We start from the raw sequence: 12727 nt of genomic DNA, 5'->3' as shown, positions 1-12727 counted from the left end.
TTCACTTTCTCACCCAAAATATGGACCTCGGACTCAAAGGAAAAGTAGCCCTGGTGGCCGCCGCTAGCAAGGGCCTGGGCCGCGCCACCGCCGAAGAATTGGCCGCCGAAGGCGCCAGCCTCATCCTGTGCGCCCGCACCGACGAAACCTTGCAGCAAACCTGCGCCGAAATCCGGGCCAGTACCGGCGCGCGGGTGCTGGGCGTGGCCGCCGACGTAGCCAACCCCGCCGACGTGGCCCGGCTGGTGCAGGCCGGCCTAGCCGAGTTTGGCCAGATTGACATCCTGGTTACCAATGCGGGCGGGCCGCCCGCTGGCACCTTCGCGCAGCACGATGCCGCCGCCTGGGAGGCCGCGACCCGCCTGCTGCTCACGAGCGTAGTGGAGCTGACGCGCGCCGTGTTGCCCGGCATGAAGGCCCGGGGCTGGGGTCGGATTCTCAACATCACATCCATCAGCGTGAAGCAGCCGGTGGGCGGCCTGCTGCTCTCGAACAGCCTGCGGGCGGCCGTAACCGGGCTAGCGCGCACCCTGGCCACCGAAGTAGCCACCGATGGCATCACGGTCAACTGCATCTTGCCCGGCTACACCCGCACCGGGCGCGTCGAGAGCCTGGCCCAGGCCGCCGCCACCCGCGAGGGCATCACGCCCGAGCAGGCCAGCGAACGCTGGACCAGCGAGATACCCATGCGCCGCCTCGGCGAGCCCCGCGAGTTTGCCGCGCTGGCGGCCTTCCTGTGCTCCGAGCGGGCTAGCTACATCACCGGCACCTCCACCGCCGTGGATGGCGGCTGGATAAAAGGACTTTTTTAATTGTTAATGGTTAATTGTTAGTGGTGAATGATTTCTGACTACTATCCGGCCAGTGCTACTTAACCATTTTTCAATTAACCACTAATAATTAATACTTAACAACTTGATTACCATTCTTGTCGGCACCAACCGCCCCCAGTCGCGCGCGCGTATCGTGGCCGACTTCTACGCCGAGCTGCTCACCGAGCTGGGCGCCCCGCACCAACTGCTGGACTTAACGGAGCTGCCGGCCGACTTTCTGAACGTGGCCCTCTACCACAACGCCGGCCAGCACCCCGATTTCAACGCCTTCATCGCCCCGCTCGACCACTCGGATAAGCTTGTCATTATTGCGCCCGAGTACAACTGCTCCATTCCCGGCGCGCTCAAGTCGTTTATCGACGCCCTGCCCTACCCCGGCGGCATCCGGGGCAAAAAAGCCGCCCTCATCAGCCTGAGCAGCGGCGGCATGGGCGGCGCGCTGGCCCTGAGCCACTTAACCGACATCCTGTTTTACCTGGGCACTACCGTGCTGCCGCAGCGCGTGCGCCTGCCCGGCATCAGCCAGCACCTCTCGGCCGAGGGCACGCTGGCCAGCCCGCTCTTTGCGCAGCTGCTGCGCGAGCAGGCCCTGGCGCTGCTGGCGGCCTAGCGGCCGCTGGCCGGGCCAGCCCGGGCGGCCGCCGAGCGCAGTGGGCCAACGGGCGTTTTGCTCATCAAGTGCTAACCCAGACACTGTTATCTTTGGAAGAGAGCTGTTTTACCCGCTGCCCATGACGCACCCACCGGTTTGTTTGCGCCCCGCGCTGCCCCTGCGCCAGGTGCCGACGCGCGATATGCCGGCGCCAGCTTTTATGCTCAACCCGGCAGCTGGTGCGGCCCGGCTGAACTTTCCGCGCTTACTACGTGTGAGGATACGCTATCCGGCACCGCGTGAGTAGCAGGCTGTTGCGGGCCCTGCCGTGGGGCAAGTAGTCCCTCTGGGGCGTCTATCCAGTTTTACGTTGCCAAGCATTTTTCCGATGACAAACCGCCGTCTTCTTCTTCCCGTTTTTGTTGTGCTGGCCGCTGCCGCTTCCTGGCTTCTTAGCTGCAAGAAAGATGCTGATAGCCAGCCCACAACAGGCACCGTCGCGTTTGAGCTGGCGAACATGGTGGGTACTAAGGCCCTCGCCCTCGATGGCACCGTGTACACCACCGCCAGCGGCGAAACCTTCACGGTGAGCACGTTCAAATATTACCTCTCCAACGTCAAGTTTACCAAGACCGACGGTAGCACCTACGCCGCGCCGGGCGAGTATCACTTGGTAGACGCCGCCAAGGCCAGCTCTACCAGCTTCACCATCAGCAATGTGCCTAGCGGCGACTACACCGGGGTGAGCTTTGTGGTGGGCGTAGACTCGACCACTACCAAGGGCGACCCGCTCGCCCTCACCGGCGACCTCAACCCGGCCAACAACATGTACTGGGCCTGGTCCTCGGGCCATATTTTCCTGAAGCTGGAGGGCACCGCCACGTCGGGCAGCGCGCCCAACCCCATTACCTGCCACGTGGGGGGCTACCGCCAGCCCTACAGCGCCATCGTCACGGCCAGCCCTTCGCTCAATGGCAGCACCCTGCTGGTGCGGGCCGGCCAGTCGCCCAAAATTCTCTTTGCGGCCGATGTGCTGAAGATGTTTGACGGCGCTAGCCCCGGCAGCCACGTGGCGCTGGGCTCCTTCCAGGAGATAATGATGCCGGGCACCCGCGCCGTGCAGATTGCCCAGAACTACGCGGCCGGCATGTTCACGGTCAAGTCTTTGCAGGCTAACTAACTAGCTAGCGGCCATGCGGCGCTTACCTCACCCTTTGCGGGCCCTGCGCCGGCTGCGGGCCCACTGGCGGCCGGCGGCCCTGCTTGTGCTGGCCGGGGGGGTGGCGGCCAGCGCGGGCGGCGGCCGGGTGGCCGCTGTAGCGCGGGCCGTGCCGGGCACCGGGCAGCCCGCCAACTTCCCGGCGATGGTGTATGGGCTAGCCAGGAACGCGCCCGACGCGGCCACCTTCGCGCTGGGGCGCCGGCTGTTTTACGACCCCCGGCTGTCCAGCGATGGCACCGTCTCTTGCGGGTCGTGCCACCGGGCCGAGGCGGCGTTCTCGCACGCGGGCCACCGCCTCAGCCCCGGCGTTGCGGGGCGGCTAGCCCCGCGCAACGCACCCGCCCTGCAAAACCTGCGCTGGCGCCAGGGCTTCATGGCCGATGGCGGCGTGCTGGGCCTGGAGCTGCAGGCGCTGGCCCCGCTCACCAGCCCGGCCGAGATGAACATGCCTCTGGCCCGCGCCCTGGCCCGCCTCAATGCCGATGCGGACTACCGCCGGCAGTTTGCGGCCATCTACGGGCCGGGGAAGATTGATACGCCGCAGTTTCTGCGGGCACTGGCGCAGTTTGTGGCTAGCCTCACCTCGGCCAACTCGCGCTACGACAAGTACGTGCGCCACGAGGCGGGCGGCGAGCTTACCCCGCAGGAAGTGAACGGCCTAGTGACTTTTAAAGCCAAGTGCGGCAGCTGCCACGCCACCGACTTGTTTACCGACGAGCGCTTCCACAACAACGGCCTCGACCGCACGTTTCCGGCCGATTCGGGCCGGGCGCACATCACCGCCCGGCCCACCGACCGGGGCCTTTTTAAGGTGCCGAGCCTGCGCAATGTGGCCCGCACCGCGCCCTACATGCACGATGGCCGCTTTGCCACCCTACCCCAGGTGCTGGCCCACTACGACCACGGCGTGCAGCCCTCGGCCACCCTCGACCCGCTGCTACGCCCACCCGGCAGCCGGCTCGGCATTGCGCTTTCTGCTAAGGAACAAGCTGATTTACTGGCCTTTCTGGCTACGTTGACCGATAATGATTTCCTGACCGACCACCGGCTGGCGCCCCCGCCGCAGCCCTAAGCTGCCGGGCCAGCGCAGCCAGCCCCACCGCCCGAAACTAACCGCCTTACCTTCGTCGTTGTCGGCGCAACGCGCCGCCTTTACGGTGCTCATTTTTTTGCTCTTATGGCCTTTCGCGCGTCGTTTGCTTCTTGGGTAGGAATGCTGCTGAGCACGGCCGTGCTGCTGGCGGCGGCCAGCTGCGGCAAGGATACCCCGGGCACCGACAACCCCGCCCCCACGCCGGCCAAGCCCACAGCCTACTCGCTCACGCTGCCGGCGGGCTTTCCCACGCCCGTTATTCCGGCCGATAACCCGCTTACCAATGAAGGCGTGGCGCTGGGCCGCCGGCTGTTCTACGAAAAAGCCTTGTCGAGCACCGGCACCATGAGCTGCGGCTCGTGCCACCAGCAAAGCAAGGCCTTCACCGACGGCCTGCCCCTAGCCGTGGGCGTAGATGGCGTGCCCAACCCGCGCGGCACTATGTCGCTCACCAACGTGCTTTGGAGCAAGCAATTAACCTGGGATGGCGCCTTTACTACGCTCGAAACCCAGGCCCAGAAGCCCCTCGAAAACACTATTGAGCTGCACCAGCCCCTGGCTACCAGCGTGGCCAGGCTCCAAGCCACTTCGCTGTACCCCCCGCTGTTTCTGGCGGCCTTCGGCACGCAAACCATCACGCCCGAGCTGACCCTGAAGGCACTGGCGCAGTTCGAGCGCACGCTTATTTCGGGCTCCTCGCGCTACGACACCTACATGGCCACCCGCACCGGCTTCACGGCCGATGAGGTGAAGGGCCTGCAGCTTTATACCACCCACATTGCGCCGGGCTCGGTGCGCGGGGCCGAGTGCTTTCACTGCCACTCCCAGCCGCTGATGTCGTCGAATTTTGAGGGTACTTTTTTCAATAACGGCCTCGACCTCACGTTTGCCGACCCCGGGCGGGCGGGCGTTACCAAGCTGGCCGTGGACCAGGGCAAGTTTATCGCGCCCACGCTGCGCAACATTGCCCTCACCGCGCCCTACATGCACGACGGACGCTTCAAAACGCTGGAGGAAGTGCTCGACCACTACTCCGACCACGTGCAGATGGCTAGCCCTGGCCTCGACAACAACCTCATATTGGGCATCAACGACCCGCCTTTCGGCACCCACATGGACCTCACGGCCACCGAAAAGAAGCAGGTTATTGCCTTTTTAAAAACCCTCACCGACTCGACGTTCATCAGCGACCCGCGGTTTGCCGACCCGCACTAGGGCCACGGGCCGCGCCCGCGTAATTTGCGCGCTCAATGCCTGCCCTACCCGCCACTAGCCCCATCACCCCTACTTATCAGCCCGAGCTAATGGGCGTTCGGGCGGTGGCCGTGGGCCTGGTCATCCTGGTGCACTGGACGCTGTCGCCCTGGCCCTTTGGCTCGCCGGGCCGCATGCTGTTCATCACGCTCAGTGGCTACCTTATTTCGGGCCTGATTTGGAAGAACGATATTTACTGGGGTGGCGCCGGCGCCTGGGGGCGGCGCCTGGGCGTGTTTTACCTACGGCGGGCGCTACGCCTTACGCCTGCTTATTACGTAGTGCTGGCACTATCGGCGGCACTGCCGCTGGTTACGCTGCACCAATACCCGCTCTGGTTTATTTTGCCCGCCACCAACCTGCTGTGCTACCGGCTGCAAAGCTGGCCCGAGGGCCTGGGCCACTTCTGGACGATGGCCTTAGAAGAGCAGTTTTACCTGCTGTGGCCGCTGCTGCTCACGCTGTTGCGGCGGCTGCGCACCACGCAAGCCGGCTTATGGGCCGTCATTGGTTTTGCCTTTTTGTTTCGCGCCGGCTGGGTGTGGGCCGTGGGGCCGGGCTTCGTAACGGTGCTCTTGCCCGCCTGCCTCGACTTGTTTGCGGCCGGCGCTTTGCTGCGCTTGCAGGCCCCGCGCCTACGCACTGTGGCCGATAACTTTTCGGGCAAGCTGGTGGCGGCCGCCTGGCTAGCCTGGGCGGCGGGCTGGTACTTTTCGCAGCTAGGCCCGACGGGCCAGCTGTACTGGGTAGTTATCGGACACAGCCTGGGGGCGCTGGCCTCGTACTGCACGCTGCGCTGGCTGCTCACGGCCCCGCGCGCTGCCCGCTGGCTGCGCCACCCGCTGGCCCAATGGCTGGGTGAACGCAGCTACGGGCTGTATCTCTACCACCTGCTGCTGCCCGTGTTTTATCAGCGGCTGGTGTACCATCTGCTGCCGGCCAGCCTGCCCAATGCAGCCAGCCTGCGGCACTTCTGGCTGAGCCCCTTGCCGACCGTAGTGCTCCTGGCGCCCATCTTAGTTGGCCTGAGCGCCGCTTCGTGGTATTGGCTGGAAGCCCCGCTCGACCGGCTTCGGCGCCAGTTTGCCTACTCGCGCCCCGTGGCAGAGCAACCCGTGGCCATTGCTGACTGACCCTAGCTACCACAAAAAGCGCCCCGCTGGGCTAGCCAGCGGGGCGCTTTTTCGTCGCTTATAAGGTAGTGCACCTAGTCCACGTTGTCGTGCAAAAACCGGTTATCGCCCAGCAGCTCATTGTCGTCGCTCAGGTTGAAACGCGAAATATTCTGGGCGCTGCTTGGCGTTACCGGCTCCAGCTTCTGGCCCCGGCGCAGGTAAGCCGGCGTGTCGAGGTGGGTCGTGGCCTCGGGCGAAAGCCCCTGGTTCTGGCTTAGCTGCTGCAAGCGGCGGCGGCGCTCCTCGGCCTGGGCCTCCAGCATGGCCGGGCGCGGGCGCGGCGCGGGCACCGGCTGGCCAGCCCCCTGCGGCTGATTTTGGCCGGTCACCAGCACCGGGTCGCCGGGCGCGGTAATGGGCGCGCCGGCTAGGCCCGTTTGGGCCACGGGCACGCTGGGGCCGTTCAGTTCGTAGGTTACGCGAGCGGGCTCGGGGGCGGCGGGCGTGGTAAAAGTGGGCACCACGGGTGCAGCCGGTGCCGGCTGGCTGGGCCGGTCCTGCATAAAGCTTGGGGCCTGCACCTCGGTAGCCGGGGCGGCGGCTACGGGCTCGGGCGCGGCTTCGGGGCGGCTGTTAGTCGAGATGGTGTGGGCCTCGCGGGCAAAGCCCGTGGCAATTACCGTCACCCGAATGCTCTGGCCCAGCGTATCGTCGGTGCCGTGGCCGAAAATCATTTCGGCATCCTCACCGGCTTTGTCCTGGATGTACTCGGTGATTTCCGACAGCTCATCCATTTCCAGCTCGGCCTGGTCGCCCGACATAATGCTGAGCAGAATGCGCTGCGCGCCTTTAATATCCGTGTTGTTGAGCAGCGGCGAGTTCAACGCCTCCTCGGCGGCGCGGCGGGCGCGGTTTTCGCCTTCCGTAATAGACGAGCCCATCACGGCGGCGCCCGAGTCCTTCATCACCGTTTTCACGTCTTCGAAGTCCACGTTCACGTCGCTGGTCACCGTGATAATCTCGGCAATCGACTTGGCGGCCGTCGTTAACACGGTATCGGCTTTTGCAAAAGCCTGGCCCATTGTAAGATTGCCGTAAAGCTGGCGCAGCTTATCGTTGAGAATCACGAGCACCGTATCGCAGTGCTCACTCAGCTCCTTGATGCCCTGCTCGGCCTGGTCACGCTTTTTCTTGCCCTCAAAAAGGAAAGGCGCCGTCACGATGCCCACCGTCAGGATGTTCAGCTCCTGGGCCACCTGCGCGATTACGGGCGCCGCGCCCGTGCCCGTGCCGCCGCCCATACCCGCCGTGATAAACAGCATCTTGGTGCCGTTGCTGAGCAGCTCGCGAATCTGCTCGCGGCTTTCCAGCGCCGCCTGGCGGCCGCGCTCGGGCTTGGCGCCGGCCCCTAGCCCTTCGGTCAGGTCAACCCCAATCTGAAGCTTGTTGGGCACAGTGGAGCTTTCGAGCGCCTGCCGGTCGGTGTTGCAAATAATAAACTCCACGTCCTTGATGCCCTGCTTGTGCATGTGCTTCACGGCGTTGGAGCCCCCGCCCCCTACCCCAATCACCTTGATGATGGAGCGGCTCTGGGCAGGAATGTCGAAGGTAAAATTCATAACTTGTTGAGTTATGAGTTACAAGTTATGAGTTATGAGTTATAAATTGTCCATCAGGCAGTTAGCCAGCCAATTCATAACTTATAACTCATAACTCATAGCTCAACCTAGTATTGCTTATCATCAAAATCATCAATCAGAATTCCCTTTAGCTTACGGGTGATGTCACCCAAAAACTTGAGGCCCTTCTGCTCTTTCGGGGGCTTGGGTGCCTCGGGGGTGCTGGCGGCGGGCGCCGCCGGGGCGGGCGCAGCGGTGGGCGCCGGCGTAGTAAAGCTGGGCACCACCGGCGCCGGGGCGGGCGCGGCGGGCTGGTAGCTATAGGGCGAGGCCGAAGCCAGCTCTTCTTCGGCATAGCCGGGGCGGGCAATGCGCTCGTCCTGTGCCTGGTAGCCGGCTAGCACGAGGCCCACGCCGGTAGCGTGCATCGGCGATTTTACGGCTTCGATTTTACCCTTGCCCAGGTGCTGGTTAGGGTAGCCGATGCGCGTGTCGAGGCCGGTGAGGTACTCGGTGAGCTGCTCCAGGTTTTGGAGCTGCGAGCCGCCACCCGTCAGCACAATACCGGCCGACAGGTGGTCCTGCAGGCCCATGCGGTAGATTTCGGCGTATACCAGCTCGATAATCTCCGACATGCGGGCTTCGATAATATAAGCCAGGTTCTTGAGCGATACCTCCTTGGGTGGGCGGTTGGGCAGGCCCGGAATGCTCACGATTTCGTAGTCGCTAGCCTCCTCGGCAATGGCTTTGCCAAACTTTACCTTCAATTGCTCGGCCTGGTTGGGCGTCACGTTGCAGCCCTGCTTGATATCCTGGGTAATAATGTTGCCCCCAAACGGCAGCACCGCCGCGTGGCGGATAATGCCGTCCTTGAACACGGCGAGGTCAGTGGTGCCACCGCCAATATCAATCAGGGCCACGCCGGCTTCCTTTTCTTCGTCGCTCAGCACCGATACGCTCGACGCCAGCGGCTCCAGAATCAGGTCGGCAATGGCTAGCCCCGCCTTGGTCACGCACTTATTGATGTTATTGATGGCGGCGCTTTGGGCCGTGATAATGTGGAAGTTGCCTTCCAGGCGCACGCCGGCCATGCCGATGGGGTCCGTTACGCCACCTTCAAAGTCAACTTTGTAATCCTGGGGCATCACGTGGATAATCTGCGAGCCGGGCGGCGTCACCAGGCGGTACATGTCGGCCGTGAGGCGGTTCACATCGTCCTGGGTTATCTCGTTGTCGCCGCTGGGGCGCGTAATCGAGCCATTGTGTTGCAGCGATTTAATGTGCTGCCCGGCAATGCCCACGTTTACCACGCCGATATCGATGCCCGACTGCTCCTCAGCCTGCCGGATGGCCCGCTTGATGGCGTCCACGGTTTTGTCGATATTGAGCACGACGCCGCGCTGCACGCCTTCCGACACGGCCTTGCCCATGCCCAGAATTTCGAGCTTGCCGTACTCGTTTTTACGGCCCACCAAGGCGCAAATTTTCGTGGTGCCAATGTCGAGACCGACGACTATTTTATCTTGTTGCATAAGGACGGAGTGGCAGTGAAAGAGCAGCAGCTAAACTAGTTAGCAAAGTGTATAAAAATCAGGATTTTGATTGCCAAGTAGTTACTACTCGCAAATTATTTGGTTTTGGTATTCTACGTTGACGCGATGGTACGTATCCCAGCCCAAGACCGAAGGAATCTGCCGGTAAAATACCATCAATTTCGCGAATTTTTCTGAAATATTCTCCGGCGCGCCAAACTCAATGCGCTGGTCGCCTACCTGCTGCGTAAAGCTGAGCTTGCCGCCGGGCTCCACAAAAACTTCGGCCACCTGGGCTTTCCAGAAGGGGTGCTCATCTACGTAGCGCAAAAATTCGAGGTAGCCGCGGCTGGTGCTGTCCCGGAAAAAGGTGGTAGGCAGCGTGCCCCCACCGGCCCGGCTCACCGTGGCCACCCTAGCCGTGTAGAGCGGCGAAAGCGGCAGGCGCTGGCCATCGGCATCGACGTAGCTGTCGAGGCGGTCGTCGGGGTGCACCAGGCGGGCAATGGGGCGGTTCTGGTGCACATCGGCGTGCAGGTTACCGGCCAGGTCGCGGTACACCTGCGCGCTGCGCACGAAGGGATGCGCCTTGAGGCGGTTTTCGAGTTCGCGCAGGCGCGGGCCTTCGGGCACGGTGCCGAGCACGGGCTCCTTGCCGCCATTGGTGAGCAAGGCCGTAACGCCACGCTCACTGATAAAATAATTATCAAACTCGTTGGCCACATTCACCACGATATTTTGCACCGGGCGGTGGGCCTGCCGCAGCGCCGCAAACGCGGCCATGCCCCCCAGCCCCAGCAGGCAGGCAAGCGCGACAAGCAAATTGCGGACTGACTTATCCATTTTTTAATTGGCAAACTAACACGGTATCGAAAAAACAAACTCAACCCATTCGGCTACAAGCATCTATAAGCACTAGGCCCTCTTTTCCACTATCTTTTTCAGCTGCGGCACTAGTGTGTCTATATCGCCGGCCCCTACGGTGGCTAAGATGTCAAATGTAGAATTATTTTCAGCATTTTCCAATACTTGCGCCTTGGTTTGCAGCGATTTAGCTGGCGCCGTAATGGCATCGAGCAGCATGGCCGCCGTGACGCCCGGCAGCGGCAGCTCGCGGGCCGGATAAATATCCAGCAGCACTACCTCATCGGCCAGGCTCAGGCTTTGCGAAAAGCCCTCGGCAAAATCGCGGGTGCGGGTAAATAAATGGGGCTGAAAAACGACGCGCAATTTCTTCTCCGGGTACAGCGCCCGCAGCGAACGCAGGAAGGCTTCAATCTCGCGGGGGTGGTGGGCGTAATCGTCTACGTACACCTTGGCGGGGCCGGTTACGATAAATTCGAAGCGTCTTTTTACACCCCGGTAGGCCGCCACGGCCTCAGGCAGTTGCGTTTCGGCTACGCCAAATAATTGCGCCGCAGCGGCGGCAGCCAGCATATTTTCTACGTTGTGGAAACCCGGCACGGCCAGCTTCAGCCCGGCTATTATCCCTAGCGGGCCGTGTAAATCGAAGTGAAACTCGTGGCCTTCGGCGGTGATATTGGCAGCAAATAAATCGGGGCCCTGCGCGGCGGTGAGGCCGTAGCGCAGCACCCGCGTGCCGGGCGGCACGGCGGCGGCCACGCGCGCATCGGCCGTATGATTGAGCAGCAGCGTGCCGCCGGGCTTTAGCTGGCTCACAAACTGGCAAAATGAGTCGATAAGCGCGCTTTGCTCGCCGTAAATGTCGAGGTGGTCGGCGTCGGTGCTCGTGACAATAGCCACGTCGGGGTGCAGGGTCAGGAAGCTGCGGTCGTACTCATCGGCCTCCACTACCACCGGGGCAGCGGGACTTTTGGGCAGCAATAAATTTGAGCCCAGATTGACGGCAATGCCACCCAGAAACGCGCCCGCGTCGAGGCCGGCATGGTGCAGTAAATGCGCTACCATGCTGCTGGTGGTGGTTTTGCCGTGGGTGCCGGCCACCGCAATGGTGGGCCGGCCCTGCGTGAGCACCCCTAGCACCTGGCTGCGCTTGCGAATATCGTAGCCCTGCGCCCGCAGCCACGCCCATTCGAGGCTCGTGGCCGGAATAGCAGGCGTGAGCACGACTAAAGTCTGCGCTTTGTTTTCCCGAATTTCCAGCGGAATATTTTCGACCGCATCGGCGTAGTGCACGGCAATGCCTTCGGCCTGCAGGGCGAGCGTAAGGGGCGTTTCGGTTTTATCGTAGCCGCTCACCTGGTGGCCGTTAGCCTTAAACCAGCGCGCCAGCGCCGACATGCCAATGCCCCCAATACCCAGAAAAAATATGTACGGAAATTGCTGCATTAGTAATTCAAAATGCCGTGCTTCACTACGTTTGGTATAACAGCCACTTTATTTAGCTAGCAACTTAAATAATTCGTCCACAATGGCGGTAGTGGCCTGGGGGCGCGCCAGCTCGTGCACGCGCTGGCCTAGCTGCTGCTGGCGGCCGGGGTCGGCGAGCAGGCGCAGGGCCTCATCGTAGAGGCGGGTGAGCGCGTGCTCGTCGGTGATGAGCACGGCCGCGCATTTGCCCACCAGGGCCAGGGCATTTTTGGTTTGGTGGTCTTCGGCCACGTTGGGCGAGGGCACCAGCACGCTGGCCTTACCCGTAAGACAAAGCTCTGATATTGAGAGCGCACCGGCCCGGCTGATAACTACATCGGCGGCGGCGTAAGCCAGGTCCATGCGCCCGATAAACTCCAGCGCCTGCAGGTGGCTGGCGGCGTAGGGTGCGGCCTGCTGCTGGGCTTCGGGGAAGTATACCTTGCCGGTTTGCCAGAGCAATTGCACGCCGGCTTCCTGGAGGCGCGGCAGGGCGGCGGCCGTGGCCAGGTTGAGGGTGCGCGCACCCAGGCTGCCGCCAATTACGAGCAAGGTTTTCTTGCTTGGGTCGAGGTTGAAGAATTGCTGCGCCTCGGCGCGGCTGCTGTAGGCAATTTCGGTGCGCACGGGGTTGCCGGTGAGCACAATTTTCTCGGCCGGGAAGAATTTATCCATCCCGTCGTAGGCCACACATATTTTGCTCACGCGGCGGCCCAGCAGTTTATTAACCAGGCCAGCATAGGAATTCTGCTCCTGAATCAAACTCGGAATGCCACGCGAAGTGGCGGCTAATAACACCGGCGCCGAAGCGTAACCACCCACGCCCACCACGGCATCGGGCCGAAACTCCTGAATTAATTTTCCGGCCTTGCGCACCGAGCGAAATACCCGCACCGGAAATAAAATATTCTGCGGCGTGAGGCGGCGCTGCAAGCCGGTAATATCGAGGCCCACAATGGGGTAGCCGGCTTCGGGCACGCGCGTCATTTCCATGCGGCCATTGGCGCCCACAAATAAAATATCAGCATCGGGCTGTCGCCGCCGAATTTCATTCGCGATAGCTACCGCCGGAAAAATGTGGCCGCCCGTGCCGCCGCCGGAAATAATAAATTTCATCTGATTATTGGTAATTATTG

At 62.4% G+C, this 12727-nt stretch carries 11 protein-coding genes; 6 read left to right on the top strand and 5 right to left on the bottom strand.

What is annotated here, in order from left to right; genetic code table 11:
- Nucleotides 1-20 precede the first annotated feature (20 nt).
- The 6 genes from Q5H89_RS10360 (at nucleotide 21) to Q5H89_RS10335 (ending at nucleotide 6127) form a co-directional block, all read left to right on the top strand.
- Nucleotides 21-812, top strand: coding sequence for an SDR family oxidoreductase (locus Q5H89_RS10360; RefSeq protein ID WP_305019235.1), 792 nt, complete (start codon nucleotides 21-23; stop codon nucleotides 810-812).
- A gap of 103 nt (nucleotides 813-915) precedes the next feature.
- Nucleotides 916-1443, top strand: a complete 528-nt coding sequence (locus tag Q5H89_RS10355; RefSeq protein ID WP_305019234.1) for an NADPH-dependent FMN reductase — start codon at nucleotides 916-918, stop codon at nucleotides 1441-1443.
- A gap of 406 nt (nucleotides 1444-1849) precedes the next feature.
- On the top strand, nucleotides 1850-2605 hold the full coding sequence (locus Q5H89_RS10350; protein WP_305019233.1) for an MbnP family protein: 756 nt from the start codon (nucleotides 1850-1852) through the stop codon (nucleotides 2603-2605).
- A 13-nt stretch (nucleotides 2606-2618) separates the two neighbouring features.
- Entirely contained in the window at nucleotides 2619-3719 is a 1101-nt protein-coding gene (locus tag Q5H89_RS10345) for a cytochrome-c peroxidase (RefSeq protein WP_305019232.1), read from the top strand.
- A gap of 105 nt (nucleotides 3720-3824) precedes the next feature.
- Nucleotides 3825-4955: a cytochrome-c peroxidase gene (locus tag Q5H89_RS10340; protein WP_305019231.1), complete on the top strand. Its 1131-nt coding sequence runs from the start codon at nucleotides 3825-3827 to the stop codon at nucleotides 4953-4955.
- Nucleotides 4956-4990: 35 nt separating this feature from the next.
- On the top strand, nucleotides 4991-6127 hold the full coding sequence (locus Q5H89_RS10335) for an acyltransferase family protein (protein ID WP_305019230.1): 1137 nt from the start codon (nucleotides 4991-4993) through the stop codon (nucleotides 6125-6127).
- 74 nt (nucleotides 6128-6201) lie between these two features.
- On the opposite strand, the gene ftsZ is transcribed toward Q5H89_RS10335, so the two are convergent.
- The 5 genes from ftsZ to murG all read right to left on the bottom strand — a co-directional run bounded on the left by ftsZ (nucleotide 6202) and on the right by murG (nucleotide 12707).
- Complete coding sequence (gene ftsZ, locus Q5H89_RS10330) at nucleotides 6202-7728, bottom strand: cell division protein FtsZ (RefSeq protein ID WP_305019229.1); 1527 nt, start codon at nucleotides 7726-7728, stop codon at nucleotides 6202-6204.
- Between the two features lie 107 nt (nucleotides 7729-7835).
- Nucleotides 7836-9260 (bottom strand): cell division protein FtsA, encoded by a 1425-nt coding sequence (gene ftsA / locus Q5H89_RS10325; RefSeq protein ID WP_305019228.1) that lies wholly within the window; start codon nucleotides 9258-9260, stop codon nucleotides 7836-7838.
- Between the two features lie 84 nt (nucleotides 9261-9344).
- Nucleotides 9345-10103: a cell division protein FtsQ/DivIB gene (locus Q5H89_RS10320; protein WP_305019227.1), complete on the bottom strand. Its 759-nt coding sequence runs from the start codon at nucleotides 10101-10103 to the stop codon at nucleotides 9345-9347.
- A 72-nt stretch (nucleotides 10104-10175) separates the two neighbouring features.
- Nucleotides 10176-11570, bottom strand: coding sequence for a UDP-N-acetylmuramate--L-alanine ligase (murC, locus tag Q5H89_RS10315; protein WP_305019226.1), 1395 nt, complete (start codon nucleotides 11568-11570; stop codon nucleotides 10176-10178).
- 48 nt (nucleotides 11571-11618) lie between these two features.
- Entirely contained in the window at nucleotides 11619-12707 is a 1089-nt protein-coding gene (gene murG, locus Q5H89_RS10310; RefSeq protein WP_305019225.1) for an undecaprenyldiphospho-muramoylpentapeptide beta-N-acetylglucosaminyltransferase, read from the bottom strand.
- Nucleotides 12708-12727 lie beyond the last annotated feature (20 nt).

Source organism: Hymenobacter cheonanensis (genome assembly GCF_030581075.1).
Classification (GTDB): domain Bacteria; phylum Bacteroidota; class Bacteroidia; order Cytophagales; family Hymenobacteraceae; genus Hymenobacter.
Note: the sequence above shows the minus strand (reverse complement) of the source record. Positions and strands in the feature narration are given on the sequence as shown.